The sequence below is a fragment of the Stagnihabitans lacustris genome (assembly GCF_025950525.1).
GTDB lineage: Bacteria > Pseudomonadota > Alphaproteobacteria > Rhodobacterales > Rhodobacteraceae > Stagnihabitans.
Map to the genome: position 1 here is coordinate 94,297 of NZ_JAPDGS010000006.1, position 24,936 is coordinate 119,232.

Consider the following 24,936-nt stretch of genomic DNA (forward strand, 5'->3'; position numbering starts at 1 on the left):
GAATATTTGGGTCAGTATGAAAGCGATCAGCGCATCACGAAAGGATCGGGGATCGGATCATCCGAGGTGCGCAGCCAGACGGTTTTCGTGGTCGTGTAATCCAGGGCGGCGGCGAGGCCGCCTTCTCGGCCGTGACCGGACAGGCCGTGACCGCCAAAGGGCGCGATGGGGGACACCGCGCGGTAGGTGTTGACCCAGACGACGCCGGCGCGCAGGCCGCGGATCATCCGATGCGCGCGGGTCAGGGAGGCGGTGAAGACGCCCGAGGCCAGGCCATATTCGGTGTCATTGGCGAGCGCCAAGGCCTGTTCTTCGGTGTCAAAGCTTGTGACCGAGAGGACGGGGCCGAAGAATTCGTCGCGGATGGCGGGGGCCTCGGGGGCGGCGCTGCAATCCAGGATCGTGGGGGGGAAGTAAAAGCCGGGGCCGGGCAGGGGCTTGCCTCCGGTGACGAGGGTTGCGCCCTTGGCCAGCGAAGCCGCAATCAGCTGCGTGATATGGTCGCGCTGGCGCTGGGTGCAAAGCGGTCCGACTTCGGTCGTCATCTCTTGGGGACTTGCGATGCGGATCGCCTCTGCCTTGGCCTTCAGTTTGGCCAGGAAGGCGTCCTTGACGCTGGACTGGATCAGCAGGCGGGACCCCGCCACGCAGCTTTGCCCGGTGGCCGCGAAAATCCCCGAGACCTGGGCGTTCACCGCAGAGTCCAGATCGGCATCGGCAAAGACGATGAAGGGCGATTTGCCGCCCAGTTCCAGCGAGGTCGAGGCCAGGTTCTCGGCCGAGTTCCTGACGACCGCGCGGGCGGTGCCGGGGCCGCCGGTAAAGGCGATATGGGCGACTTTGGGATGGGTGGTCAGGATATGGCCGCAGTCGGGGCCAAAGCCGGTGATGATATTCACCACGCCGGGCGGAAAGCCGGCCTCATGGATCAGTTTCGCGAAGTCCAGCAGGGGCGCCGGGCCGTCCTCGGACGCCTTGAGCACCACGGTGCAGCCCGCAGCCAAGGCGGGGCCGAGTTTGACCGCCGACAGGAACAGTTGCGAGTTCCAGGGCACGATGGCGGCCACGACGCCGATGGGTTCACGCCGGGTCCAGACCTCCATGTCGGGCTTGTCGATGGGCAGATGCGCGCCCTCGATCTTGTCCGCGAGGCCCGCATAATAGCGGTAATAATCGGCGACATAGGCGATTTGCGCCGAGGTCTCGCGGATGATCTTGCCGGTGTCGCGGGTCTCCAATGCCGCAAGGCGGGGGGCCGCGGCCTGCACCAGATCGGCCAGTTTGAGCAGAAGCTTCCCCCGCTGGGTCGCGGTCATCTGCGCCCAGGGCCCATGGAACGCGCCGTAAGCGGCCTGAACGGCGGCGTTCACCTGCGGGGCCCGGGCCTCCGGCATCAGTGCCCAGGGCGTGCCGGTGGCGGGGTCCAACGACGGGAAGGTCGCCTCCCCCGGAACGAAGGCGCCGTCGATATAGAGGTGGAATTCGTCCATCGGTTGCTCCAGGTCAGCCGCGTAGCTTGGGGCGCAAGCCCCGGGGCTTTGGGTGTCAGGCGAAAGCCGGCATCACGTCCTTGATGAACCGTTCCAGCGAGGCCTTTTTGCGTTCAAACGGCATCATCGAGTCGATCCAGATCGAGAATTCGTCATAGCCCATCGCCTGATAGCTTTTCACCCGATCGATGACCTCGGCGGGTTGGCCGACGATGTGGTTCTTGCGCAGGACCTCGGCCGAATATTGCGGGAAGGCCTCCATTTCGGCGGCCGACATTTCGGCGATCAGCCCGCCGTCGATGGGGCGGTCGTTGCGGAACCAGGCGGCGAAATAGTTGAAAAACACCGACAGGTCGCGGGCGCCCTGCATCGCGTCATCCTCGCTGTCCGCCACATAGGTGTGGCGCAAGCACATGATTTGCGGGCGCTTTTTATCCGGGAACTTGGCGCAGGCGGCGTTGAACTTGTCCATCAGGCTTTGGACCTCTTCGTCCCCCGCAGCCATCGGCGTCACCTGCACGTTGCAGCCATTGGCCACCGCGAATTCATGGCTGTTCGGGTCGCGCGCCGCCACCCAGATCGGCAATTCCGCCTGCAAGGGCCGCGGGCAAGAGGTGGTTTTCGGAAACTGCCAGAACTGGCCGTCATGGGCGTAATCCCCCGCCCAAAGCCCCTTTAGCGCCGGGATCATCTCGCGCATCTTTTGCCCCGCGGTCCAGGCGTCCAGACCCGGCGAAACCCGTTCATATTCAAAGCCATAAGCGCCGCGTGCCACGCCCAGGTCGATCCGCCCGCCAGAGATGATATCGGCCATCGCGGCCTCACCTGCCAGCTTGATCGGGTGCCAGAAGGGCGCGATCACCGTGCCCGTGCCCAGCCGGACATTTTTGGTCCGCCGCGCCAGATCCACCAGGTTCAACAGCGGATTGGGCGCGATGGTGAAGGCCATGCCATGATGCTCACCGGTCCAGATGGCGTGAAAGCCGCCCTCATCCGCGATGCGGCACAGTTCCACCATTTCCTCGTAAAGCTGCGCCTCGGACTGGCCGGGGTCGATCCGCTCCATATGGACGAAGAGCGAGAATTTCATGGGGTCTCTCCTGATACCCGGGCGACGCGGCCCTGGGTCTGGTTGCCGAAATAGATGCCGTAATTGCCTTGGGCGCTTTCCTCGGACAGGCGCAAAAGCATGGTGCGCAAGGCCGGGTCGGTGACATCGGCCAGGCTTGCGGGCGACAGGTCGACAAAGCCGCCACGGGTGGGGGTGCCCCCGGTGCAGGGGCAGTGAAAGGCCATGTGCTGATGGCCGCGCGCGATGTCCTCGAAGACCGAATAGATGAAGCCGGGCGCGGCGTTCAGCCCCAGCGCTGCGATCAGGTCGCAGACCGTGGCCGAAGCCCCCTTGGCGCCGACCTTGGCGGTCGGCAGCGTCAGGCCCCCCAAGCCGTCATCGACCAGCAGGACCGCGCCATTCTGCTCGATCACGGCAGAGACCACGACTTCGGGCCCGGTCCGCACCGCCGCCGTGGCGGTGAAATAACTGCCCCGGTAATAGCCAAGCCCCGGCGCGGGCGTCGCGCCAAAGCTGTCGATCCGCCCGATCAGCAGCGCATGATCCCCCGCATCCACCACCTGATGTGTCGTGCAGTCAAACCAGGCCGCCACCCCCAAGAGGATGGGCGAGACCTGGGGCCCGACATGCCAGTTCACCTGGGCAAAGCGATCGGCCACGGGCTTGGCAAAAACGGTCGAGACGTCGCGCTGATCTTCGGCCAGGATGTTGATGGCGAAATGCGTTCCTTGGGTGAAGGTCTTGTAATTCGAAGAGGATTTCGCAATCGACACCAGCAGAAGCGCGGGGTCCAGCGACACCGACGAAAAGCTGTTGGCGGTGAAGCCCACCGGTTTGCCGTCCCCATCCAGCGTGGTGACGACGGTGACGCCGGTCATGAACGTGCCGAAAGCGTCCCGCAGGGCGCGGCGTTGATCCTGGGTCATTCTGTCCTGTCCTTGTGCGGGCCGCGCAAGCCAATCCCCTAGGGCGGCGCTCACGGCGTCTGGTGCGGTCAGGGAAACCATATGCCGATGTCCCGCGATGACAAGGACACGGCCGTCCGGGGCGGTGCCGGACATGGCCCTGGCCATCTCGGCGGTCGAGTTCGCATCGCCATCCCCGGTCAGGAACAGCGCGGGGATGGTCAGGCGGGCCAGGCCCTCGGCATGGGTCGCATCGCCAAGCGCAAAGGCGCGGTAGGCCATGGCATAGCCCTTGCGGTCGACCCGGGACAGCCAGCCCGCCACAAGGGAGCGATTGGGGTCCGTGGCATCGAACCAGCGGTTCAGCGGCGTGTCGAGGTCGAATTCCCCGCCCGCGATGGCCTCGGCCCGGGCCAGCACGGCGGCGCGGGCCTCTGGGGCGCGGCGGTGGACGGCGTTCAACAGCGCCACCCGCGCCACCTTTGCCGGATGATCCACCGCCAGGCCCAAGGCGATCAGCGCGCCCATGGAGTGACCCGCGACATTCACCCGGCCCAGGCCCAGGGCGTCAATCGCCCGTGCCGCCCAGGCGACATAGTCCGGCAACAGCGCGCCATCGGGGAGCAGGCTTGAACCATGGCCCGGCATGTTCAGCGCAATCACCCGGTGGGTCTGCGACAGGGTGGCGATCTGCGGACCCCAGGCCTCGGCGCACATGCCGACACCGTGAAGTAGCACCAGCGGCTCCCCGCCGTTTGCAGACTGGGGGCCCGCCTCTGCCCAAGTCAGGGTGCCGTCAGACCCCTGCAGGGTTTTTGACATCATGGCCCAGGTCCTTCAGGTCTTGATACCGGTCGCCGATGCGGTGATGCGGGCGCCCGCCGATGGACGCACCAAGCGCCACGACGATCTCATCGGCGGCGGGGGCATCGGGCAGCGCGAACTGGATCGTCAGGTAATGTGACCGGCGGCCTTCGTCGTTCTTGTCCATCAGGGGGATCATGATCGGGCAATTGGCCGGGCCACGGGTGTTGGTGAAGGCCAGATAGGTCTTGGCGCCGACCGCGGTGCGGTAGTGATTGCCGAACCGCAGCGTGTGGATCAGCGCCGAGGCATGTTCGACCTCGCCGTCCAGCCCCACGACCGCGGCCTTGCCATAGCCCTCGACCTTGTCGCCGCCACCGGCTGCATCCAGGATCATCGCGGTCAGCGTCTCGCCCAGGATCGGGGCCACGGCCCAGATCTCGGGCCTCAGGTCCTGGACAAAGCCGCGACCGGCCCAGGGGTTCTTGATCACGGCGGCGGCGGCGATCAGTTTCAGCGGACGTTCCGCCGCGCGGCCGCCCTCGACCAGGGTGGTTTCGATTTGCAGATGGGTCTTGCGGATCAGCGTCATGGGGCCTCCAAGCTTTCGCCAAGTTTGGTATACCATAAGACGGAATGTCAACGTTGATTTTGCCACAGGGGCGGTTTAGGGTCGGCCCCATGGAAAGCGATCTGAAAATCGAGGCCCCGGCGCGGCTGCGGGATGTGGTGCTGGAACGGCTGCGCGGCGCCATCGTCGCGGGGCGGTTCGCCAGCGGCGAGCGGCTGATCGAGCGCAACCTCTGTGACCTTCTCGGCGTCTCCCGGTCCGTGGTGCGTGAGGTCATCCGCATCTTGGAGGCGGAAGGCCTGGTCGAAGAGGGCACGCGCGGCCCCATGGTGGCGCGGCTGGATTGGGGCCAGGCGCGGCAGATCTATGACATCAGGGTGATGCTGGAGGCCCATGCGGCGCGCGAATGTGCCGGGCGGGCGGATGACATGGTGCGGGCCGATGTGCGCGCGGCTTTGGCCGGGATCGGCGGCGAGGGCGCATTGGACGCCACAGCGCGGTTCTATGAGGTGATCTTCAAGGCCGCCGGTCACGACATCGCCTGGGAGATCGTGCAACGGCTGAACGGCCGCATCTCGCGCTTGCGGGCTTTGACGCTGGCGTCCAGCGACCGCAAGGTCTCGGGCCTGGTGCGGATGACGCGGATTGCCGAGGCGGTGATTGCCGGCGACGGCGCAGGGGCCGAGGCCGCCGTGCGCGCCCACCTGACCGAAGCGGCCGCCATCGCGCGGCGGATCTTGGAGGCGTGATGGCGGCCTATTGGATTGCCCATGTGACGGTGACGCACCCCGAGGCCTACAAGGCCTATCAGGCGCTTGCGCCCGCGGCCTTTGCCGCCCATGGCGCGCGGTTTCTGGCGCGGGGGCCGGGCGAGGTGCTGGAAGGGCCTGAGGCGCCGCGCCATGTGGTGATCGAGTTTCCCTCGCTGGCCGCGGCCCGGGCCTGTTACGCGAGCGCGGAATATCAGTCCGCGCGGGCGGCGCGGGTCGGGGCTGCCGAAGTGGCCGTCGTTCTGGTGGATGGCGTGTAAGTGGGGGCCGTGTAAGCGGGGGGCAGCCCCCGCACCCCCGGGATATTTTTGAACAGATGAATGGGGCGGGGGGACCCCTGCGCCAGAACCGGGCCTTGGGTCGCAGCCGAGCGCGACGATGGGCTTGGTCCTAGCGCAGGCTGCTTGGCGGCTGGCCATAGCGGGCCTTGAAGGCGCGCGACAGCGCCGAGGGGCTGGAAAACCCGGTGCGCAGGGCGATTTCCGTCAGGGGATGGCGGGTGTCCTTGAGCAGGCGGCGGGCGGCGGCCAGGCGCAGGCCAAGCGCATGGGCGGCGGGGGTGGTCTGCAGGCTTTGGGCGAACAGCGACTCCAGCCGGCGCGGCGACAGGCCCACGGCGCGGGCCGTGGCGCTGGCGGGTTCGGGATGTTCCAGCCGGGCTTCCATCCGGGCGATGGCCTGGGCCACCCGCGGGTCCAGGGAACTGGGGGCAGGCGGCGTCACCTGGGGCTCGTGGCCCGGGTGCGGCGTGGTCAGGAAGCTTTGCGCCACCTGACGGGCCAGCGCCGGGCCATGGCGCCTGGTGATCAGGTGCAGCATCAGGTCGGCTGCGGGCGCGGCGCCGCCGGCGGTAAAGCGGTTGCGGTCGATGACCCAGCGGTCGGGCAGGACCTCGACCCCGGGATGGGCTGTGGCCAGGTCCTCCAGGTCCTCCCAATGCACGGTGGCGCGGTAGCCGTTCAAGAGCCCCGCCCGCGCCAGGACCCAGGCGCCCGCGTCGATCCCCCCCAGGGCGGCAAAGCGCGGCGCCATGCGGGCCAGGTCGCGGATCAACTGCGGCGTGGCCACCTCGGCTTGGCGAAAGCCCACGACCGCGATCAGCGCATCGGCGCCTTCGGCTTCGGTCAGCGGGCCATGCGCGGGCAGCGAAATCCCGCAGGTCAGGGGGGCCGACGCACCATCGGGCGTGACGACGCGCCAACGATAGGCCTCGGCCCCCAGGTGCCGGTTGGCCGCGCGCAACGGGTCCAGCGTCGAGGCGACCTCCAGGATCGAGGCCTGGGGCAGGACCAGAAGGGCCAGGGTCAGGGGCTTGGGCGATGGGGCGAAGATTGTTGCGGAAAGTGACATGGGAATTTCGTAAATCGTCAAGCGCGGCCGCGCAAGGCCGCTATCATGGGCGAAAAGGGAGTCCCGATATGCCGCTGACCATGAACCGCGAAGTCTTCATCACCTGTGCCGTGACCGGATCGGGCGGCACGCAGGACCGCTCGCCCCATGTGCCGCGCTCGCCCCAGCAGATTGCCGAAAGCGCGATTGCGGCGGCCAAGGCGGGGGCGGCGGTGGTCCATTGCCATGTGCGCGACCCGGAAACCGGCAAGCCGTCGCGCGATCTGGCGCTTTACCGCGAAGTGACGGAGCGGATTCGGGACTCGGGCACGGATGTGGTTCTGAACCTGACGGCGGGGATGGGTGGCGACATCTATTTCGAGGGCACCGAGGATATGGGCCGCATCGGGCCGCGGTCCGATATGGCAGGCGCGACGGAGCGGGTGGCCCATGTGGTCGAATGTCGCCCCGAGATCTGCACGCTGGATTGCGGGACGATGAATTTCAACGAGGCCGATTATGTGATGGTCAACACGCCGGGGATGTTGCGCGACATGGCGCGGCGGATGACGGCGGCGGGCGTGCGCATCGAGATCGAGGCCTTTGACACCGGCCACCTGTGGCTGGCCAAGCAGCTGGCGTCCGAGGGCGTGATCCCTGACCCGGTGCTGGTGCAGCTGTGCATGGGCGTGCCGTGGGGCGCGCCCGACGACCTGCACACCTTCATGGCGATGGTGGCGAATGTGCCGTCTTCGTGGACCTTCAGCGCCTTTGGGCTGGGCCGCAATCAGATGCCCTATGTCGCGGCAAGTGTCCTGGCAGGCGGCCATGTGCGGGTGGGGTTGGAGGACAACCTGTGGCTGGACAAAGGCGTGCTGGCCACCAATGCGCAGCTGGTTGAACGCGCGGTGACGGTGATCAGCAACCTTGGCGCCCGGGTGATCACGCCGGCCGAGGTGCGCGCGAAACTGAAGCTGGAAAAGCGGGCGCCGCTGCCGAAATGAGGGGCTGGGTCGCCCTGTGCCTGACGCTTGCCCTGGCCCTTCCGGCCGGGGCCGAGGCGAAATGGGTAACGCCCGCGGGCAAACCTCTGACCCTGGACAGTTGCAGCGCCTATCGTTCTGCCACCTCCGGGGGGGCCACGGTGTGCTATGCCCGCCGCATCACCAAGGCGCCGGCCGACCTTGCCGCCTGTGCCGCCGATGGCGGGACGCCGCGGCTTTCGGACACGATGGCGCCGGTTTTCACCTGCAGTTTTCCCCGCCTGGATGCCGGGAAAGCTTGCACAAAATCAACGGATTGCGAATTGGCCTGCGATGCGCTTACCCGGGAATGTCGCGCCTTTTCGGCCATGGGACAGATCCTGGATAAAACCGGTCGCAGCGTTCAGGTGGTCAATTGACCGCCCCAAAGGAAGGATATGACATGACCAGAACAGCAACCATCATCGGCGGCGGCGTTATCGGCGGGGGCTGGGCGGCGCGGTTCTTGCTGAATGGCTGGAACGTGCAGGTCTTTGACCCCGACCCGCAGGCAGAGCGCAAGATCAATGCGGTTCTGTCCAACGCAAGGCTGGCGCTGCCGGCGCTGTCGGATGTGCCGATGGCCGAAGAGGGGCGCTTGACCTTCCACGACACGATCTTTGACGCGGTGGCGGGGTCGGAATATGTGCAGGAAAGCGTTTCCGAGCGCATCGAGCTGAAGCGCAAGGTCTATGCGCAACTTCAGCAGGCCAATCCCGGGGTGCTGATCGGGTCATCGACCTCTGGCTTCAAGGCCAGCGACCTGCAAGAGGGCTCCCCCGCCCCGCAGAATATCATCGTGGCGCATCCGTTCAACCCGGTTTACCTCTTGCCGCTCTCGGAAGTCTCCGGCTCCCCCGCGAACACCACGGAGACCGTCGAGCGCACCGCCCAGATCATGCGCGACATCGGCATGTATCCCCTGGTGATCCGCAAAGAGATCGACGCTTTCATCGGCAACCGCTTCCTGGAGGCCGTCTGGCGTGAGGCGCTCTGGATGCTGAAGGACGGCATCGCCACGACCAGCGAGATCGACGAGGCGATCCGCATGGGCTTTGGCCTGCGCTGGGGTCAGATGGGCCTGTTCGAGACCTACCGCGTCGCGGGCGGCGAGGCCGGGATGCGGCACTTCATGGCGCAATTCGGCCCGGCGCTGAAATGGCCCTGGACCAAGCTGATGGATGTGCCAGAGTTCAACGAAGAATTGGTGGACCTGGTGGCCAACCAGTCCGACGCGCAGTCGGGCGCTTATGGCATCCGGGAACTGGAGCGGATCCGGGATCAGAACCTGGTGGGCTTCTTGCGCGCCTTGAAGGAACGGAACTGGGGCGCCGGCAAGGTGTTGCGCGACCATGACGCGGCCCGCGCGGCGGTCTTTCACGCGCAGACCGACACCGCGCCCAAGGCCGAGCCCCTGACCATGGCCCGTATGCAGGTCCTGCCCGGCTGGATCGACTACAACGGCCATATGACCGAAAGCCGCTATTACTTTGCCAATTCGGAAACCGTGGATGCCTTCCTGCGGCTGATCGGCGCGGGGATGGACTATGTGGCGGGCGGCCACTCTTATTACAGCGCCGAGACCCATATCCGCCATCTGGGCGAGGCCAAGCTTGGCGACCGTCTGACCGGGACGATCCAGATCATCTCGGCCGACGAAAAGCGCTTCCGGTCTTTCGTGCGAATCATGAAGGGCGACGAGGTCGTGGCCACGATCGAACAGCTTTGCCTGCATGTCGACATGGCGCAGGGCAAGACCGTGGCCGCAAGCCCGCAGGTCTGGGCCAATCTGAAGGCCATCGCCGAGGGTCATGCGGGGCTCCCTCTGCCCGAGGGCGCAGGCCGCGCCGTGGGGCAGCCCCGGTGAAACGCGTCCTGATCACCGCAGGCGCGAATGGCATCGGGCGGGTGATGGCGCAGGCCTTCGCCGACGAGGGCTATCGTGTCTGGGTGACGGATGTGGACCGCGCGCAGATCGCGACCCTGCCCCGGTGCATCCGGGGCGATGCGGTGGATGCCAGCGATGAACCCGCGATGGCGGGGCTTTTCGACCGGATCGCGGCGGACTGGGGCGGCCTGGATGTGCTCTGCGCCAATGCCGGGATCAAGGGACCGACCGCGGCGATCGAGGACATGGACCTGACGGCCTGGTCGGCCTGTCTGGCCGTGAACCTGAACGGCGCCATGATCGCGGCCAAACACGGTGCGCGGCTGATGAAGCCGGCGGGGGCGGGCTGCATGATCTTCACCTCCTCGACCTCGGGGCTTTATGGCACGCCCTATCGCGCGCCCTATGTGGCGGCGAAATGGGGGGTGATCGGGCTGATGAAGACCGTGGCGATGGAGCTTGGGCCCTTTGGCATCCGCGCCAACGCGATCTGTCCGGGCTCGGTGAATGGCCCAAGGATCACTTCGGTGATCGAGGCCGAGGCCGCAGCCAAGGGCATGACGCCCGACGCCGTCCGCCAAGGCTATGCGTCCGGCACAGCCCTGAAACGCCTGAGCGACCCCGAAGACGTGGCGGCGATGGCCGTCTTTCTGGCCAGCCCTTCGGCGCGCATGATCTCTGGTCAGGCGCTGGCGGTGGATGGCATGACCTATAACGTGGACCCCTGAGGTAGACATGGATTTCGGACTGACCGAAGAGCAGAAGATGATCGTCGAAACCACCCGGGCTTTCGTCGAGACCGAACTTTACCCACATGAGCAGGCGGTGGAGCGGTCAAACCACCTGCCGCTGGAACTGATCCGCGAGATCCAACAAAAGGCCATGGCGGCGGGGCTTTATGCGGCCAACATGCCCGAAGAGGTCGGCGGCGCGGGGCTCGATACCCTAACCTGGCTTCTGTATGAAAAGGAACTCGGCCGGGCGAATTACGCGCTGCACTGGACCTGCGTGGCGCGGCCCTCGAACATCCTGCTTGCTGGCAATGCCGAACAGCGCGAGCAATACCTGATGCCCTGTATCCGGGGTGAGACCTGGGATTGCCTCGCCATGACCGAACCGGGCGCCGGGTCTGACCTGCGCGGCATGAAGGCCACGGCGCGGCAGGATGGCGACGACTGGGTCCTGAACGGGACCAAGCACTTCATCTCTCATGCCGATATGGCGGGCTTTGCCATCGTCTTTGTGGCGACGGGCGAAGAAGACACCCCGCGCGGCCCGAAAAAGAAGATCACCGCGTTTTTCGTCGACAAGGGCACCCCGGGCTTCACCGTGCGCGACGGCTACCGCAACGTCTCGCACCGGGGTTACACCAATGCCGTGCTGGAGTTCGACGATTGCCGGGTGAACAAGCGCCAGATCCTGGGCGATGTGCACAAGGGCTTTGAGGTCGCCAATTCCTGGCTGGGGGCGACGCGGCTTCAGGTGGCCTCGACCTGCCTCGGCCGCGCTGAACGGGCGCTGGGCCATGCGCTGACCTATGCGGCCGAACGCAAGCAATTCGGCCAGCAGATCGGCAAGTTCCAGGGGATCAGCTTCAAGCTGGCCGATATGGCGATGGAGCTGAAGGCGGCGGAGCTTCTGACCCGCGAGGCGGCGTGGAAATACGACCAGGGCACAGTGACCGAGGCCGACATGTCGATGGCGAAACTCAAGGCCACAGAGGTCCTGGCCATGGTCGCCGACGAGGCGATCCAGATCCACGGCGGCATGGGCCTGATGGACGAGTTGCCGCTGGAACGCATCTGGCGCGATTCACGGGTCGAACGCATCTGGGAGGGCACCTCCGAAATCCAGCGCCACATCATCAGCCGCGAATTGCTGCGTCCCCTGGGCGCCTGAAGGCGCGCCTGATCCAACCCGCGCAGGGGGGCGCTGCCCCCCGCCTGCGGCTCCCCCCGGGATATTTGTGAAAAGATGAAACCAAATGTTAACCATCTTGCACGAGGCTGAAGAGGCCGAACAGGGAGGGATCCCGATGGCGGTAAAAGGTGAAGATTCCCTGTCCCGTTGGCTCGGGACAGGGCGTCATCGTGGCAACGAGCAGTGCCCCCCGCGTTACACGCAAGTTTCTCCATGTCTTGAAATCGCTTGTCCCGGGCGAAGTGCGACCGGTCGTCACGACATCCCCATGTTCCAGAACGCCGCGCCCCGCCTTGGGGCTTTATGTGTTGGTCGAGTGGCCCTCAAAGTTGCGCCTTCTTCCCATTCATCTTTTCATAAATATCCCGGGGGTCTGGGGGCAGCGCCCCCAGCCTTTGGGATCGGAGCCGCCGCATGACCTCTCTCACCCGCCTCCTTCGCCCCAAATCCATCGCCGTCCTCGGCGCGGGCTGGGCGCTGAACGTCATCGAACAATGCCGCAAGATGGGCTTTGACGGCCCAGTCTGGCCCGTCCATCCCACCAAGCCCGAGATCGGGGGGCTGAAGGCCTATGCGTCGCTGGCCGATCTTCCGGGCGTGCCGGATGCGACCTTCATCGGGGTCAACCGCTTTGCCACGATCGAGGTCGTCCGCGAGCTGGCCGCCATGGGCGCCGGGGGGGCGATCTGTTTCGCCTCGGGTTGGACCGAGGCCGGAGAGCCCGGTTTGCAGGCGCAATTGGTCGCTGCGGCGGGGGACATGCCGATCCTGGGGCCGAATTGTTACGGCGTGATCAATTACCTGGATGGCGCGCTGTTGTGGCCCGATCAGCATGGCGGGGTTCGGGTTGAAAGGGGCGTGGCGCTGGTCAGCCAGTCTTCCAACATCGTCATCAACCTTGGCATGCAAAAGCGCGCCTTGCCCGTGGCCTATGTCGCCTGCCTTGGCAATGCCGCGGTCGTCGGGCTGGCGGAGCTGACCGGCGCGCTGCTGGACGATCCGCGCGTCACGGCGGTGGGCCTTTACATCGAGGGCATCGACGACGCCCCGGCCTTTGCCGCCCTGGCCGACAAGGCGCGCGCTTTGGGAAAGGGCATCGTCGCGATCAAATCGGGCAAGACAGAGCTGTCGCGCACCGCCGCAGCCTCCCATACCGCCAGCCTTGCCGGGGGGGGGGCTGCCTCCAGCGCCTTCCTCGCCCGGATCGGTGTGGCCGAGGTGAACACCCCCTCCGAGCTGATCGAGACGCTGAAGATCTTTCATGTCCACGGGCCCAGCCTGGGGCCGCGGATCTGTTCGCTGTCCTGTTCGGGCGGCGAGGCGGGCTTGGTTGCGGACCTTGCCGCCCCCCATGGCATCGACTTCCCCCCGGTGCCCCAGGCGACCCATGACCGGCTGTTTGCCGTGCTGGGAGAGATCCCCACAATCTCTAACCCTTTGGATTACCACACCTTCATCTGGGGCGATGGGCCAAAGACCACCGAGGTTTTCACGGCCATGCTGCAGGCCTATGACGCGGGGCTTTACATCATCGACCCGCCGCGTGACGACCGCTGCGACCCGTCGGGCTATCAACCCGCGCTGGAGGCCATCGTTTCGGCGCAAAGAACCAGCGGCCGGCCGGCTTTCCCCGTGGCCTCGATGGCCGAAAACTTCGGAGAGGTCCGGGCGCAGGCGCTGATGGATCAGGGCGTCGTCCCGCTGATGGGGCTGGAAACCGCCCTGGCCGCGATCAAGGCGGCGCAGACGCCGGCGGGGGCGCCCGGTTGGCGGCCGCTGACGGCGCTTGCCCCGCGGGGGGCGGCGCTATTGACCGAGGCCGAGGGCAAGGCGCTTTTGGCCGCGGCGGGCGTGCCGGTGCCGCGGGCCATCACCGGGACCCTGGCCGAAGTGACACAGGGTGCGGTGCGCTTAAGCGCACCCTACGCCATGAAGGGCCTGGGGTTCGCCCACAAGACCGAGGCGGGCGCCGTGCGGCTTGGGCTTTCGACCCTGCAGGGCCAGCCAGAGATGCCCGGCGCCACCGGATACCTGGTCGAGGAAATGGTGACGGGCACGGTGGCCGAAATCCTTCTGGGCCTGCGCCGCGACCCGGTTTACGGCGTGACGCTGACGCTTGGGATGGGCGGTGTCACGGCCGAGGTTCTGGCCGATACCGTGACCTTGGTCCTGCCCGCAACCCGCGCGGAGATCTTGGCCGCCCTGGCGCGCCTGCGGCTTTGGCCGCTTCTGGATGGCTATCGCGGGCGTCCCAAGGCGGATGTCGCAGCCCTGGCCGATGTCGCCCTGTGCCTTGCCACAGCGATGGAGGACCCCGCGCTGGAAGAGATCGAAATCAACCCGGTGATGGTAAGGGCGCAGGGCGCCATTGCTGTCGATGCCCTTGTCAGGAAAGTGTAACCCCATGGAAATGCGCAGCGAAGGCCCGATCAAGACCCGGCGCGAGGGCGCCATCCTGGAGGTCACGCTTGACCGGCCCAAGGCCAATGCCATCGACCTTGTGACCTCGCGGATCATGGGGCTGACCTTTCGCGAGTTTCGCGATGATGACAGTTTGCGGGTCTGCATCCTGCGGGCCGAGGGCGCCAAGTTCTTCTGCCCTGGTTGGGACCTGAAGGCCGCGGCCGGGGGCGATGCGGTGGACGGCGATTACGGCGTGGGCGGCTTTGGCGGCCTGCAAGAGCTGCCGAACCTGAACAAGCCGGTGATCGCCGCGGTCAACGGCATCTGCTGCGGTGGGGGGCTGGAACTGGCGCTGTCGGCCGATCTGATCCTGTGTTCGGACAATGCGACCTTTGCCCTGCCGGAAATCCGGTCGGGCACCGTGGCTGATGCGGCCTCGATCAAACTGCCCAAGCGCATCCCCTATCACGTCGCGATGGACCTCTTGCTGACCGGCCGCTGGTTTGACGCAACCGAGGCGCTTCGCTGGGGCATCGTCAAGGAAATCACCACGCCAGAGACCCTCTTGGACAAGGCCTGGGACCTGGCTCGGCTGTTGGAAAGCGGCCCGCCGCTGGTCTATGCGGCGATCAAAGAGGTCGTGCGTGAGGCCGAGGCTTTGCGCTTCCAGGACGCGCTGAACCGGGTGACGAAGCGCCAGTTGCCGACGGTGGACCAGCTTTATTCCAGCGAAGATCAACTGGAGGGCGCCCGCGCCTTTGCCGAAAAACGCGACCCGGTGTGGAAAGGCAAGTAAACCGCCCCAACCCCAACCCCAACCCCAACCCCGGCGTGGCGACCCCGGACCGCGGGTAATCCCGCCGACACAAAGCGCCCTTGCCTCACCCGGGGCCGGGGCCCCCAGACCTTCGCCCCCAGACCTTCGCCGCCAGACCGTGGCCCCCAGACCGTGGCAACGCGGTCGAAGGGGGCTCGATGCCCCCGCCGACCGCCCCATTCGGCCGCCGGGATTGGACAGACCGTCCACTGGCGCACCCCCCCATCTTGCCCTAGGTTGCCCATGGAAAGAGGTGCGACATGGATGGCGAAGTTCTGATCGTGGGCGGCGGGTTGAACGGGCCCGCCTTGGCCTTGGCCTTGGCACAAGGCGGCATTTCTTCTGTCGTGATCGACGCGCGCCAGCCGCAGGCCCGGGCCGAGGCGGGTTTTGACGGCCGCTCTTATGCCTTGTCCTTGGCCTCACAGCGGCTTTTGCAGGCGGTGGGCGTCTGGAAGGGCCTGACCGCGCAACCCATCCTCAAGGTCGTGGCCTCTGATGGCCGCCCTGGCCAGGGCGCCTCGCCCTTCGCGCTGCGCTTTGATGCGGCCGAACTCGAAGAAGGCCCGGCCGGTTACATGGTCGAGGACCGCCATCTTTACGCGGCCTTCCTTGCCGCCGTGCAACACCCGCTGATCACCCATCGCCCGGGCGAAACCGTCGTCGCCCAGGGCGAAGGCTGGGTCGACCTCGCCTCGGGTCGGCGCCTGACCGGTCAGGTCGTGGCGGGCTGCGATGGCCGCACTTCGGGGACCTGCGCCCGGGCCGGGATCAAGCGGCAGGGATGGTCCTATGGCCAGACCGCCCTTGTCGCAGCCATCGCGCACGAAGGCCCCCACAACGGCGTGGCGCATCAGTTCTTCATGGGCGGCGGGCCGCTTGCCATCCTGCCTCTGGCCGGTGGGCATGTCTCTTCGATCGTCTGGTCCGAACGCGAGGCCGAGGCCGCCCGCATCGCCTCCCTGGACGATGCGGGCTTCATGGCCGCGCTGCACCCCCGTTTCGGCGATTTCCTTGGGGGGATCACCCTTGCTGGCGCCCGCTTCACCTATCCTTTGTCGCTGACCTTGGCCGACCACTGGGTCAAGCCGCGGCTGGCATTGGTGGGCGATGCCGCCCACGGCGTCCATCCCATCGCGGGCCAGGGCCTGAACCTTGGCCTGCGCGACGTGGCGGCCCTGGCCGAAGTCCTGGTCGAGGCGCGCCGTCGCGGCGAAGACATCGGCGCGCTGAACGTGCTGGAGCGCTATGAACACTGGCGCCGGTTTGACACCACGACCCTGGCCTTGGGCATGGATGGGGTGAACCGGCTTTTCTCGAACGACAACAGCGCCCTGCGCGGGTTGCGCGACCTGGGGATGGGCCTGATCAACGCGCTGCCCGGCGTGAAACGCGGCTTCTTGCGCCAGGCCGCGGGGCTTTCGGGGCGATTGCCCAAGCTGATGGCGGGGCAGGGGCTTTAGCTTTCGATCTGGTGCAAATGCTCACACCGACCGCTCCGGCTGAAAGGTCGCAAGCGAGTCTTTGAGCCAAATCGAAAGCAGCGGCCCCCCCTTTCATACTGACGCAAATATTCCGGGGTGAAGGGGCAGCGCCCCTTCGGCGCCCTTGCGGACAAGACTGCGGCCAAGGCTGAGGTCGGAGCCTCCGGCGGGAGATATTTGGGTCAGTATGAAAGGTGGGCGCGCTGCTTCCCCGCTTGACTTCCCTTTGCGCCTTGGGTCTATCGGAGGCCAAATCTGACGCCTCGCAAAGGGGATGCCCATGCACGCCTATCGCAGCCATACCTGCGCCGCCTTGAACACTGCCCATGTGGGTGACACGGTCCGTCTTTCGGGCTGGGTCCACCGGGTCCGCGACCACGGCGGGGTTCTTTTCATCGACCTGCGCGACCATTACGGGATCACCCAGGTCCTGGCCGACAGCGACAGCGCCGCCTTTTCCGAGATCGAAAAGGTCCGCTCGGAATGGGTCGTGCAGATCGAGGGCCGGGTGAAGGCGCGCGATGCTTCGCTTGTGAACCCCAAGCTGCCCACCGGTGAGATCGAGGTCTATGCCACCGGGCTGACGGTCCTGGGCGAGGCGCAGGAACTGCCCTTGCCGGTCTTTGGCGATGTGGAATACCCCGAGGAAACCCGGCTGACCTATCGCTTTCTGGACCTGCGCCGCGAGAAGCTGCACAAGAACATGATGCTGCGGTCGAACGTCGTGCGCCACCTGCGCAACGCCATGTGGGATCAGGGCTTCAACGAGTTCCAGACGCCGATCATCACGGCCTCCAGCCCCGAAGGTGCGCGCGACTTCCTGGTGCCGTCCCGTCTGCATCCCGGCAAGTTCTATGCGCTGCCCCAGGCCCCACAGCAGTTCAAACAGCTGATCATGGTGGCCGGTTTCGACCGCTATTTCCAGATCGCGCCCTGCTTCCGCGATGAAGACCCGCGCGCTGACCGTTCGCCCACCGACTTCTACCAGCTTGACGTCGAGATGTCTTTCGTCGAGCAGGAAGACATCTTTGCCGCCGTCCAGCCCGTGATCCAGGGCCTGTTCGAAAAGTTCCGCCCCGAGTGCAAGACTGCGACCGATTGGCCGCGCATTCGCTATAACGACTCGCTGCTGTGGTATGGGTCGGATAAGCCCGACCTGCGCAACCCGATCAAGATGCAGATCGTGTCCGAGCATTTCCGGGGATCGGGTTTCGCCGTCTTCGCGAAGCTCCTGGAGCAGGAAGGCACCGAGATCCGCGCCATCCCGGCGCCGAAGGGCGGCAGCCGCAAGTTCTGCGACCGGATGAACGCTTTCGCGCAAAAAGAGGGTCTGCCCGGCATGGGCTATATCTTCTGGCGCGAGGCCGAGGATGGGTCGGGCATGGAAGCCGCAGGTCCCCTTGCCAAGAACATCGGGCCCGAGCGGACCGAGGCGATCCGTCAGCAGCTGGGCCTTGGCCTTGGCGATGCGGCCTTCTTCCTTGGCGGCAAGCCCGAGGCCTTCCAATCGGTTGCAGGGCGTGCGCGCAATGAGATCGGGCGGGAACTGGGGCTGGCCGAAACGGACACCTTCCGCTTTGCCTGGATCGTCGATTTCCCGATGTATGAGAAGACCGACGAGGGCAAGATCGACTTCTCGCACAACCCGTTCTCGATGCCGCAGGGCGGGCTACCGGCGCTGCAGGGGGATCCGCTGCAGGTCTATGCTTACCAGTATGACCTGGCTTGCAACGGCTACGAGCTGATTTCGGGTGGCATCCGCAACCACAAGCCGGAAATCATGTATAAGGCCTTTGAACTGGCCGGCTATCCGAACTCGGAAGTCGACAAGCGCTTTGGCGGCATGGTCAAGGCGTTCAAATATGGCGCGCCGCCCCACGGCGGTTGCGCCATGGGGATCGACCGCGCCGTGATGCTTCTGGCCGATGAGGCGAACATCCGTGAGGTCATCATGTTCCCGATGAACCAGCGCGCCGAGGACCTGTTGATGGGCGCTCCGTCGGAGCCGCTGAACGAACAGCTGCGCGAATTGCGGCTGCGCGTGATCCCGAAGGACTGAGGCAGATCCCGGGCTAGGCAGGCCAACCAGAGCGACCTTGCCTGGAACGGCGCTCTGCTTCAACCGCGTAGCCCGGGGTATACCCCGGGTCTTGCCGGGCAAGCCCAAGAAACCTTGCCAAATGCGACATGCGGGGCCACTCTGGCCTCGCATTGCATTTCGGGGCCTCATGTCGCTTTACACCGCCTGCGTGCCGGTCTTTCGCCACTACCTCGCCCGGGCGCAGGAGATGGCCGAGGCCTATCCGGAGGTCTTGGGCGCCCACATCGCCGACGCCTTCCCCGCAGGCCAGCACTTCGCCACCGCGGCGGGCTTTGCCTTGCGGGTGGCTTGCCCCTTGGCGGGGCGCGACATCCCCGACCTGCCGCGTGCGCTGTCGCCCCGCCTGGCCGTGGTGCGCGCGACGCTGGGCGCCATGCGGCCCGAAGAGTTCCAGGGCGCCGAGGCGCGGCGCATCCAGCACAAGGCCGGTTTTGCCGATCTGGACCAATCCGCCGAAGAGTTCGTTTACCTTTACGGTGTGCCGAATTTCTTCTTTCACCTGACCATGGGATATGCGGCATTGCGTGGGGCCGGGGTGGCCTTGGGCAAGGCGGATTTCGACGGGTTCCACGCCTATCCCCGCGATTTCCGCTTTTGATCAAAAGCCCTTGCGTCCGAATGGCCCCTGACGCAGTCTGATCCGAAAGAGGTGCCGCCATGACCAAGACCTTCGGCTTTGCCCTGCCCGATTGGACCCCGCCCCCCGCCCCCACGGGCGAGACCCTGACCGGTCATTGGGTGCAACTGGAGGCCATGGACCCCGATGCCCATGCCGCCGACCTGTTTCGCGCCTATTCCGCGGCCGATCAGGTCTGGGACTATCTGCCTTACGGCCCGTTTTCCTCGGCCAGCGGCTATCACCGCTGGGCCAAAGAGAACGCCTGTGGGGCCGATCCGCTGTTTTATGTGCTGCGCAATCGGTTGACCGGGCAATGTGGCGGGGTGGCCTCGTATCTGCGGATCACGCCGGGGTCGGGGTCGATCGAGGTCGGCCATATCAACCTCGCGCCCGAGATTGCGGGGTCAAGGGCCTCGTCCGAGGCGATGTATCTGATGATGGATTGGGCCTTTCGCAACGGCTATCGGCGCTATGAATGGAAATGCGACGCGCTGAACATGCCCAGTCGCAAGGCGGCGCAGCGGCTGGGGTTTTCCTATGAGGGCATCTTTCGCCAGGCCACGGTCTACAAGGGGCGCAACCGCGATACGGCCTGGTTCGCGGTGATCGACCAGGATTGGCCCGCGCTGAAAGAGGCCTGGCGGGTCTGGCTGTCGCCCGCGAATTTCAACGCCGAGGGGCGGCAGAAAGAAAGCCTTGCCGATCTGACGGGCCTTGTGCGGGTGTCATCAGACCCGGCGCTGTGACCTGTCCGGGAGAGCGCCGATTTTTCACAGAAAAATCGCCGTCTCCCGGAGGGGGCGATTTTGCTGCGCAAAATCGTTTCAGTCCAGGCGGAAGACCTTGTCCCGCGATGTCGCCCCTTTGATCAGCGTCAAGCGGCTCTTCGCCACCCCAAGCGCATGGGCCAAAAGCTCGGCCACCGCCGCATTGGCCTTGCCGTCCTCGGGCGGGGCCGTCACCTCGGCCTTCAGCACCTCTCCCTCGCTCAACTGGTTGCGCCGCGCCCTTGGCGTCACATGCAGGGCGAAAACCGCCCCCGGGACCGCGCGTTCGGCCCATGCGCCTTTCTTCATGGCCCCTCTTCTCTGCCAGCCCTGCGGCGCTTATCTGCCTTTGCGGCAGGCTTGACCCGCGGCCCGACCCGCGTCAAGCCTACCGCCAAAGGAGACCCCCATGACCGTGCCGACCACCGCGCCCATGACCGCTTTCGATTTCCTCGCCCGTCGCCGCTCACATTCGGCCAAGTTCTTTGATCCCGCCGGGGCCGTCCCCGACCGCGCCGCGCTGGAGCCCATCTTGCAAGCGGCGCTGCGCGTGCCCGACCATGGCAAGCTGGAGCCCTGGCGGCTGGTCGTGTTGCAAGGCGCGTCGCTGCGGGCCTTGGGGGACATCGCAACCGACCTTGCGCCCGATGCCGAGGCTGCGGCCAAGGGGGCTGCGATCTATCAGACCGCGCGCCTGGCGGTGGCGGTGATTTCCGCGCCCAAGGATTTCCCCAAGGTGCCAGAGGTTGAACAGCGCGCCTCGGCCCATGCGCTCTGCCTGAACCTGGTGAACGCGGCCGAGGCTGCGGGCTGGGGCGCCTGCTGGCTGACCGGCTGGCCCGCCCATCACCCGGATTGGGCCGCCCGCGCCTTGGGCTGCACCGGGGCCGAGCAGGTCGCCGGCATCATCCACATCGGCACGGCAGGCCCCGAGGCCCCCGACCGCCCGCGCCCCGACCTGGCAAAAATCGTGGAGTGGCGCGCGTGATCTTTCAGGCTTTCTTTGCCGCCCTGGGCCAGATGACCGACCCGCGCTTCATCCGCGTGTTGTGGCGCGGCGTGGCGCTGTCGGTCGGGCTTTTGGCCGCCCTCGGCCTGGCCCTTTGGTTCGGCGTCGAAAGCCTGATCCCGGGGGCCGTGACCTTGCCCGTCATCGGCACGGTTGGAGGCCTGGGGATTGCGGCCACGATTGGCGTGATCCTGGCCATGGCTCTGGCCTCGGTCTTTCTGATGGTGCCGGTCGCTGCGGCCTTTTCGGCGCTGTTCCTGGACGAGGTCGCCGATGCCGTCGAGGGAGAACATTACCCCGGCCAGAAGGGCACAGCGCTGAGCCTGTCCGAGGGCCTGGCCGACAGTGTCGTCCTGTTCCTTGTCATGGTCGTGGTCAGCCTTCTGGCCCTGGCGCTGTCGGTCTTTTTGGGGCCTTTCGGGCCCATGCTGTTTTGGGCGCTGAACGGCTGGCTTTTGGGGCGAGAGTATTTCCAGATGGCCGCCCGGCGCCATTTGCCCCGCGATCAGGCCCGCGCCCTGATGCGGCGCCATTCGGGGACACTCTGGCTGGCGGGGACCTTGATGGCCGCGCCCCTGTCGCTGCCCCTGGTCGGGCTGTTCATCCCAGTTCTGGGCGCCGCGACCTTTACGCACCTTTTCCAGCGTCTTCGAAATACTTAAGAAGCTGGAAGTAATCCGTATCCCGGATCGACACGACCTCTGACATGATAAAGGCGCAAAGTGCGGCCCAAAGCACCAGGGTGATCCAGGTCGTCAGCCGCGCCTTGCGGCCGATCTGGGGGTCAACTGGGGCCGAACGGGCCGAGCCGGGGACGACCTCTCCGGCCGCGGCCTGGCTGATCTGGCGCGTCGGCAGGATGCAGAGGAACACCATGAACCAGATGACAGAGAAAAGGACGAAGGCTCCGGTGATGGTCATGCTTGCTCCAGCTCGATCAGGGTGCCGTTGAAATCCTTGGGATGCAGGAAGATCACCGGCTTGCCATGGGCGCCGATCTTGGGCTCGCCCAGGACCCGCGCGCCCTCTGCGACCAATTTGGCGCGGGCGGCCTGGATGTCCACCACCTCGTAGCAGATGTGATGGATGCCGCCCGAGGGGTTCTTTTCCAGAAAGCCCGCGATCGGAGAATTGGCGCCCAGGGGCGTCAGAAGCTCGATCTTGGTGTTGGGCAGGGTGATGAAGACGACGGTCACGCCATGGGCGGGCTCGTCCTGCGGGGGGGCGACCTCGGCGCCAAGCGCGCCTCGGTAAATCGCTGCGGCGGCCGTGATATCGGGCACGGCGATGGCAACGTGGTTCAGGCGACCGATCATCTTGTCCTCCGTTTTCCGCGGTTATGGGGGGTGGGGCGCGGCCTGTCCAGCCTTGCGATTTCGCGGCGGCATTAGGTAAGCCTTAAGGATGATGTGGTCTGTTGAAGAGAATCTCGGGGACCTGTCATGCCGCATCTGTCGACCTTGGAACTACCTGACCTGCCAATTTCCTTGATGGCAGAGGAGATGGCCGATCTGCCCCTGCGCGGGGTCACGATCCTTGCGGTCGAGGACAGCCGCTTTGCCTCCGAATCGCTGCGGCTGATTTGCCGGCGGCTGGGGGCGCGGTTGCGACGCGCCGAAAGCCTGGAGACGGCGGGGGCGCATCTGCGGCTGTATCGGCCGGATGTGGCGATTGTCGATCTGGGCTTGCCCGACGGCAGTGGCGAAGAGTTGATCCGCGACCTGTCGGCCCGCAATCCGCGGCCCGCTGTGATCGCGATTTCCGGCGACGGGGATCGGCGGGGGGCGGCGCTGGCGGCCGGGGCGGATGCTTTCCTGGAAAAGCCGATTGCCGGGGTGACGGATCTGGCCTTCCTGCTGCGGCGCCTGTTCCCGGAACGCGCGGGCAAGGTGACATCGGGCGAGGGCGTGGTGCCTGACCGGCTGGCGCTGCGTGATGATCTGGTCCATGCGGTGGACCTGCTGGACCACCTGCCCGGACCAGAGGGGGAGGCCTATGTGGCGGGCTTTGTTCACGGCCTTGCGGTCGATTCGGGCGACAAGGCCTTGGTGGAGCTTTCGTCGGCCCATGCCGACAAGGCCTCTTTGCGGGCAGCGATCCTGGCCCGGCTGACCAACAGCGGCCCGGCCTTCGGCGACTAACGCTTGGGATAGACGCCTTCGGGCAGGTTCAGCGCGGCCATCAGGTCGCGGACCTGGGACAGGGACAGGGTGATGCGCACCGGTTCGTCCAGCATCGGGTCAATCTGTTCCAGGACAACGCAATCTTCAAAGGCCAGGATGGTGGCATCCTCGGCGCGGGGCTCTTCGCCCTCGTCGATCAGGGTGATGGCGGTGTGGTCGAATTCGTGTTCGATGGTAAACATGGGGTCAGCATAGGGGGGGCAGGGGCGCGGGGGAAGGGGCTTGATCCAGATCAAGGCGGGACGGCGGCGTCGGATCATGCTGGAGGTCTTGCAAGTCAGGAGGTTGCGATGATGGGCTATGTCGAGGCGCCACGGGCCTGGGGTCTTACGCGGGGGATGGCGCGGGCCGTGGGGCTGGACCTTGTGTCTGCGGTGACAGAGGGGTGGTTAAGCCGGACAGAGCTGGGCTGCTTGGTCGAGACCTGTGAGGCTTGCGACCAATCGGCGCGCTGCACGGCCTGGCTTGCCGTGACCCTGCGGACCGAGGCTTTGCCCCCCTATTGCCGCAACGCCGCGGCGCTGGGGGCGTTGCAGCCCTGAAGTCGGGGCCTGGAGTATTGGCCTGAAGTATGGGCCTGAAGTATGGGCTGTTCCCGCGCTTTGCCCCGGTGCATCATGGGGCAAAGGGAGAATTCGATGCATTTTACGCCCCTCGGACGCGCCATCGCGCGGGCCTATCTGGTGGTCTATGACCTGGCGATGCGGCTGGGCACAGTGCCGGGCGCCTTGGTGTTGGGCTATGGCCCGATCCTGCTGGCGATGGCCGCTTTTCTGGTCAAGACCGCGGTCTTTGACCCTTGGCTGGGCAGTTCCGGCGCGACCTTGGCGATTTTCGTTGCTTTTGCGACCTTTGGCCCCTTGATGAACACCGGATCAAAGATCGTGACCGAGATCATGCAGCTGCGCCGCCAGGGCGCCTGGCCCGGGGACGTGCCGACACTGCGCCGGATCGAGGCGCTGCGGGCCTGGGCAAAGACGCGGGATTGACGAAAATCCCCCATAGATTCGGGCGCCTTATCCTGTAATTCCAAAGGCTTCGTAAACCGCGGTCTTTCAAGATGGCCAGGGCCCGCCACGGGTCGCGACCAGAAAGGAAGACCTATGATTTCTGCCCTGAGTGGAAGCAGCGCCCTGACGCTGCTTTCGGTCTTTGGGCGGGGCCAGGCGGCCAGCGGGGTGCAAGAGACCCGCGCGGCTGCGCGCCCGCCCCCTCCACCGCCGCCCCCGCCCGCGGGCAATGGCGCCTCTGCCCAGTCGATTTTCGAGTCGCTTTTGGGCAGTGTCGACACCAAGGACCTGATTGCCGGTCTGGATCAGGATGGTGACGGAACGTTGGGCACCGAGGAGCTGACCTCGGCCTTCCAGCAGGCCACGGGTGATCCTTTGGCTCAGTTGGTCTCCAACATCATCGCCAACCTTGACGGCGATGGTGATCAGGCGGTCAACGCGGACGAGCTGACCTCGGGGCTGGAGCAACTGGCCGCCTCGGGTCCGCAGGGGCATCCCGGCGGCCCACCCCCCGGCCCGCCTCCAACCGACGCCAGCGACGCGGCCACAAGTCTGATCAACGGTTTGGACAGCGACGGCGATGGCACGCTCAGCGCCGAAGAGCTGGCCGCCGCCTTCGAGACCAAATCCACAGCGACGGCCAACGCGCAAAAGTCGCTGCAAGAGCTGCTGTTCACCCTTCTCCTGGAAGGGAAGGATCAGCAGAACCCGGCCACAAGTGCTTATGCCGCCTAAAGAAAAGCGGCCCCGGGATCACCGGGGCCGCTTGACA

The 24,936-nt window shown here is 66.1% G+C and carries 28 protein-coding genes; 19 read left to right on the forward strand and 9 right to left on the reverse strand.

Features of this window, described 5'->3' with window-relative positions:
- Positions 1-26: 26 nt before the first annotated feature.
- Genes NX862_RS14585 through NX862_RS14600 form a run of 4 tightly spaced genes read right to left on the reverse strand, consistent with a single transcriptional unit; the run spans position 27 to position 4,863 of the window.
- Complete coding sequence (locus tag NX862_RS14585; RefSeq protein ID WP_264494660.1) at positions 27-1,490, reverse strand: aldehyde dehydrogenase; 1,464 nt, start codon at positions 1,488-1,490, stop codon at positions 27-29.
- Between the two features lie 55 nt (positions 1,491-1,545).
- A complete protein-coding gene (locus tag NX862_RS14590; RefSeq protein ID WP_264494661.1) occupies positions 1,546-2,580 on the reverse strand; it encodes an LLM class flavin-dependent oxidoreductase in 1,035 nt (344 codons plus the stop codon).
- Positions 2,577-4,205: an alpha/beta fold hydrolase gene (locus tag NX862_RS14595; protein ID WP_264494662.1), complete on the reverse strand. Its 1,629-nt coding sequence runs from the start codon at positions 4,203-4,205 to the stop codon at positions 2,577-2,579. The genes NX862_RS14590 and NX862_RS14595 overlap by 4 nt, the downstream gene beginning before the upstream one ends.
- A gap of 58 nt (positions 4,206-4,263) precedes the next feature.
- Positions 4,264-4,863: an amino acid synthesis family protein gene (locus NX862_RS14600; RefSeq protein ID WP_264494663.1), complete on the reverse strand. Its 600-nt coding sequence runs from the start codon at positions 4,861-4,863 to the stop codon at positions 4,264-4,266.
- Positions 4,864-4,952: 89 nt separating this feature from the next.
- Here NX862_RS14600 and NX862_RS14605 point away from each other — a divergent pair, with 89 nt between their 5' ends.
- Both NX862_RS14605 and NX862_RS14610 read left to right on the forward strand, forming a co-directional pair.
- Positions 4,953-5,591, forward strand: coding sequence for a GntR family transcriptional regulator (locus NX862_RS14605; RefSeq protein ID WP_264494664.1), 639 nt, complete (start codon positions 4,953-4,955; stop codon positions 5,589-5,591).
- Positions 5,591-5,872 (forward strand): DUF1330 domain-containing protein, encoded by a 282-nt coding sequence (locus NX862_RS14610; RefSeq protein WP_413694576.1) that lies wholly within the window; start codon positions 5,591-5,593, stop codon positions 5,870-5,872. Before NX862_RS14605 ends, NX862_RS14610 begins: the two co-directional genes overlap by 1 nt.
- A gap of 130 nt (positions 5,873-6,002) precedes the next feature.
- On the opposite strand, the gene NX862_RS14615 is transcribed toward NX862_RS14610, so the two are convergent.
- Complete coding sequence (locus NX862_RS14615; RefSeq protein WP_264494666.1) at positions 6,003-6,962, reverse strand: GlxA family transcriptional regulator; 960 nt, start codon at positions 6,960-6,962, stop codon at positions 6,003-6,005.
- A gap of 68 nt (positions 6,963-7,030) precedes the next feature.
- Between NX862_RS14615 and bcoG the strand changes: the two genes are divergently transcribed.
- From bcoG to NX862_RS14670, 11 genes are all read left to right on the forward strand, one after another.
- Complete coding sequence (gene bcoG, locus NX862_RS14620; protein ID WP_264494667.1) at positions 7,031-7,945, forward strand: 3-dehydrocarnitine:acetyl-CoA trimethylamine transferase BcoG; 915 nt, start codon at positions 7,031-7,033, stop codon at positions 7,943-7,945.
- A complete protein-coding gene (locus NX862_RS14625; protein WP_264494668.1) occupies positions 7,942-8,343 on the forward strand; it encodes a hypothetical protein in 402 nt (133 codons plus the stop codon). The genes bcoG and NX862_RS14625 overlap by 4 nt, the downstream gene beginning before the upstream one ends.
- Before the next feature lie 23 nt (positions 8,344-8,366).
- Complete coding sequence (locus tag NX862_RS14630) at positions 8,367-9,830, forward strand: carnitine 3-dehydrogenase (protein WP_264494669.1); 1,464 nt, start codon at positions 8,367-8,369, stop codon at positions 9,828-9,830.
- Positions 9,827-10,579: an SDR family oxidoreductase gene (locus NX862_RS14635; RefSeq protein ID WP_264494670.1), complete on the forward strand. Its 753-nt coding sequence runs from the start codon at positions 9,827-9,829 to the stop codon at positions 10,577-10,579. The genes NX862_RS14630 and NX862_RS14635 overlap by 4 nt, the downstream gene beginning before the upstream one ends.
- A 7-nt stretch (positions 10,580-10,586) precedes the next feature.
- Positions 10,587-11,750, forward strand: coding sequence for an acyl-CoA dehydrogenase family protein (locus tag NX862_RS14640; RefSeq protein WP_264494671.1), 1,164 nt, complete (start codon positions 10,587-10,589; stop codon positions 11,748-11,750).
- Between the two features lie 435 nt (positions 11,751-12,185).
- Positions 12,186-14,171: an acetate--CoA ligase family protein gene (locus tag NX862_RS14645; protein WP_264494672.1), complete on the forward strand. Its 1,986-nt coding sequence runs from the start codon at positions 12,186-12,188 to the stop codon at positions 14,169-14,171.
- A gap of 10 nt (positions 14,172-14,181) precedes the next feature.
- Positions 14,182-14,970 (forward strand): carnitinyl-CoA dehydratase, encoded by a 789-nt coding sequence (locus tag NX862_RS14650; RefSeq protein WP_264494793.1) that lies wholly within the window; start codon positions 14,182-14,184, stop codon positions 14,968-14,970.
- A 281-nt stretch (positions 14,971-15,251) separates the two neighbouring features.
- Entirely contained in the window at positions 15,252-16,454 is a 1,203-nt protein-coding gene (locus NX862_RS14655; RefSeq protein ID WP_264494673.1) for a UbiH/UbiF/VisC/COQ6 family ubiquinone biosynthesis hydroxylase, read from the forward strand.
- Between the two features lie 301 nt (positions 16,455-16,755).
- On the forward strand, positions 16,756-18,534 hold the full coding sequence (aspS, locus tag NX862_RS14660) for an aspartate--tRNA ligase (RefSeq protein WP_264494674.1): 1,779 nt from the start codon (positions 16,756-16,758) through the stop codon (positions 18,532-18,534).
- A 169-nt stretch (positions 18,535-18,703) separates the two neighbouring features.
- Positions 18,704-19,174, forward strand: a complete 471-nt coding sequence (locus NX862_RS14665; protein ID WP_264494675.1) for a DUF1993 family protein — start codon at positions 18,704-18,706, stop codon at positions 19,172-19,174.
- A gap of 59 nt (positions 19,175-19,233) precedes the next feature.
- On the forward strand, positions 19,234-19,941 hold the full coding sequence (locus NX862_RS14670) for a GNAT family N-acetyltransferase (RefSeq protein ID WP_264494676.1): 708 nt from the start codon (positions 19,234-19,236) through the stop codon (positions 19,939-19,941).
- Between the two features lie 78 nt (positions 19,942-20,019).
- Here NX862_RS14670 and NX862_RS14675 read toward each other — a convergent pair whose 3' ends face one another.
- The gene (locus NX862_RS14675) at positions 20,020-20,271 is read right to left on the reverse strand and encodes a DUF167 domain-containing protein (protein WP_264494677.1); all 252 of its coding nucleotides are present in this window, start codon (positions 20,269-20,271) and stop codon (positions 20,020-20,022) included.
- A gap of 106 nt (positions 20,272-20,377) precedes the next feature.
- Between NX862_RS14675 and NX862_RS14680 the strand changes: the two genes are divergently transcribed.
- Positions 20,378-20,950, forward strand: coding sequence for a nitroreductase family protein (locus NX862_RS14680; protein WP_264494794.1), 573 nt, complete (start codon positions 20,378-20,380; stop codon positions 20,948-20,950).
- Positions 20,938-21,633 (forward strand): EI24 domain-containing protein, encoded by a 696-nt coding sequence (locus NX862_RS14685; protein WP_319800887.1) that lies wholly within the window; start codon positions 20,938-20,940, stop codon positions 21,631-21,633. Before NX862_RS14680 ends, NX862_RS14685 begins: the two co-directional genes overlap by 13 nt.
- Here NX862_RS14685 and NX862_RS14690 read toward each other — a convergent pair.
- Together NX862_RS14690 and mce are read right to left on the reverse strand one after the other, a co-directional pair.
- The gene (locus NX862_RS14690) at positions 21,599-21,892 is read right to left on the reverse strand and encodes a DUF1467 family protein (protein ID WP_264494678.1); all 294 of its coding nucleotides are present in this window, start codon (positions 21,890-21,892) and stop codon (positions 21,599-21,601) included. The two genes, NX862_RS14685 and NX862_RS14690, sit on opposite strands and share 35 nt — an antisense overlap.
- Entirely contained in the window at positions 21,889-22,287 is a 399-nt protein-coding gene (gene mce, locus NX862_RS14695; protein ID WP_264494679.1) for a methylmalonyl-CoA epimerase, read from the reverse strand. The genes NX862_RS14690 and mce overlap by 4 nt, the downstream gene beginning before the upstream one ends.
- Before the next feature lie 174 nt (positions 22,288-22,461).
- Here mce and NX862_RS14700 point away from each other — a divergent pair, with 174 nt between their 5' ends.
- Positions 22,462-23,112, forward strand: a complete 651-nt coding sequence (locus tag NX862_RS14700) for a response regulator (protein WP_264494680.1) — start codon at positions 22,462-22,464, stop codon at positions 23,110-23,112.
- On the opposite strand, the gene NX862_RS14705 is transcribed toward NX862_RS14700, so the two are convergent.
- Entirely contained in the window at positions 23,109-23,336 is a 228-nt protein-coding gene (locus NX862_RS14705; protein ID WP_264494681.1) for a DUF8831 family protein, read from the reverse strand. The genes NX862_RS14700 and NX862_RS14705 overlap by 4 nt on opposite strands.
- 108 nt (positions 23,337-23,444) lie before the next feature.
- Between NX862_RS14705 and NX862_RS14710 the strand changes: the two genes are divergently transcribed.
- The 3 genes from NX862_RS14710 (at position 23,445) to NX862_RS14720 (ending at position 24,899) form a co-directional block, all read left to right on the forward strand.
- Positions 23,445-23,696, forward strand: a complete 252-nt coding sequence (locus NX862_RS14710) for a DUF6455 family protein (RefSeq protein ID WP_264494682.1) — start codon at positions 23,445-23,447, stop codon at positions 23,694-23,696.
- Between the two features lie 96 nt (positions 23,697-23,792).
- Positions 23,793-24,143: a hypothetical protein gene (locus NX862_RS14715; RefSeq protein ID WP_264494683.1), complete on the forward strand. Its 351-nt coding sequence runs from the start codon at positions 23,793-23,795 to the stop codon at positions 24,141-24,143.
- A 114-nt stretch (positions 24,144-24,257) separates the two neighbouring features.
- Positions 24,258-24,899 (forward strand): EF-hand domain-containing protein, encoded by a 642-nt coding sequence (locus NX862_RS14720; protein WP_264494684.1) that lies wholly within the window; start codon positions 24,258-24,260, stop codon positions 24,897-24,899.
- The last annotated feature ends 37 nt before the right edge of the window (positions 24,900-24,936 follow it).

Coding starts and splice junctions, on each gene's coding strand:
- NX862_RS14585 (WP_264494660.1), bottom strand. CDS start 1,490: ATGGACGAATTCCACCTCTATATCGACGGCGCCTTCGTTCCGGGGGAG.
- NX862_RS14590 (WP_264494661.1), bottom strand. CDS start 2,580: ATGAAATTCTCGCTCTTCGTCCATATGGAGCGGATCGACCCCGGCCAG.
- NX862_RS14600 (WP_264494663.1), bottom strand. CDS start 4,863: ATGACGCTGATCCGCAAGACCCATCTGCAAATCGAAACCACCCTGGTC.
- NX862_RS14605 (WP_264494664.1), top strand. CDS start 4,953: ATGGAAAGCGATCTGAAAATCGAGGCCCCGGCGCGGCTGCGGGATGTG.
- NX862_RS14610 (WP_413694576.1), top strand. CDS start 5,591: ATGGCGGCCTATTGGATTGCCCATGTGACGGTGACGCACCCCGAGGCC.
- NX862_RS14615 (WP_264494666.1), bottom strand. CDS start 6,962: ATGTCACTTTCCGCAACAATCTTCGCCCCATCGCCCAAGCCCCTGACC.
- bcoG (WP_264494667.1), top strand. CDS start 7,031: ATGCCGCTGACCATGAACCGCGAAGTCTTCATCACCTGTGCCGTGACC.
- NX862_RS14625 (WP_264494668.1), top strand. CDS start 7,942: ATGAGGGGCTGGGTCGCCCTGTGCCTGACGCTTGCCCTGGCCCTTCCG.
- NX862_RS14630 (WP_264494669.1), top strand. CDS start 8,367: ATGACCAGAACAGCAACCATCATCGGCGGCGGCGTTATCGGCGGGGGC.
- NX862_RS14640 (WP_264494671.1), top strand. CDS start 10,587: ATGGATTTCGGACTGACCGAAGAGCAGAAGATGATCGTCGAAACCACC.
- NX862_RS14645 (WP_264494672.1), top strand. CDS start 12,186: ATGACCTCTCTCACCCGCCTCCTTCGCCCCAAATCCATCGCCGTCCTC.
- NX862_RS14650 (WP_264494793.1), top strand. CDS start 14,182: ATGCGCAGCGAAGGCCCGATCAAGACCCGGCGCGAGGGCGCCATCCTG.
- NX862_RS14655 (WP_264494673.1), top strand. CDS start 15,252: ATGGATGGCGAAGTTCTGATCGTGGGCGGCGGGTTGAACGGGCCCGCC.
- aspS (WP_264494674.1), top strand. CDS start 16,756: ATGCACGCCTATCGCAGCCATACCTGCGCCGCCTTGAACACTGCCCAT.
- NX862_RS14665 (WP_264494675.1), top strand. CDS start 18,704: ATGTCGCTTTACACCGCCTGCGTGCCGGTCTTTCGCCACTACCTCGCC.
- NX862_RS14670 (WP_264494676.1), top strand. CDS start 19,234: ATGACCAAGACCTTCGGCTTTGCCCTGCCCGATTGGACCCCGCCCCCC.
- NX862_RS14675 (WP_264494677.1), bottom strand. CDS start 20,271: ATGAAGAAAGGCGCATGGGCCGAACGCGCGGTCCCGGGGGCGGTTTTC.
- NX862_RS14690 (WP_264494678.1), bottom strand. CDS start 21,892: ATGACCATCACCGGAGCCTTCGTCCTTTTCTCTGTCATCTGGTTCATG.
- mce (WP_264494679.1), bottom strand. CDS start 22,287: ATGATCGGTCGCCTGAACCACGTTGCCATCGCCGTGCCCGATATCACG.
- NX862_RS14700 (WP_264494680.1), top strand. CDS start 22,462: ATGGCAGAGGAGATGGCCGATCTGCCCCTGCGCGGGGTCACGATCCTT.
- NX862_RS14705 (WP_264494681.1), bottom strand. CDS start 23,336: ATGTTTACCATCGAACACGAATTCGACCACACCGCCATCACCCTGATC.
- NX862_RS14710 (WP_264494682.1), top strand. CDS start 23,445: ATGATGGGCTATGTCGAGGCGCCACGGGCCTGGGGTCTTACGCGGGGG.
- NX862_RS14715 (WP_264494683.1), top strand. CDS start 23,793: ATGCATTTTACGCCCCTCGGACGCGCCATCGCGCGGGCCTATCTGGTG.
- NX862_RS14720 (WP_264494684.1), top strand. CDS start 24,258: ATGATTTCTGCCCTGAGTGGAAGCAGCGCCCTGACGCTGCTTTCGGTC.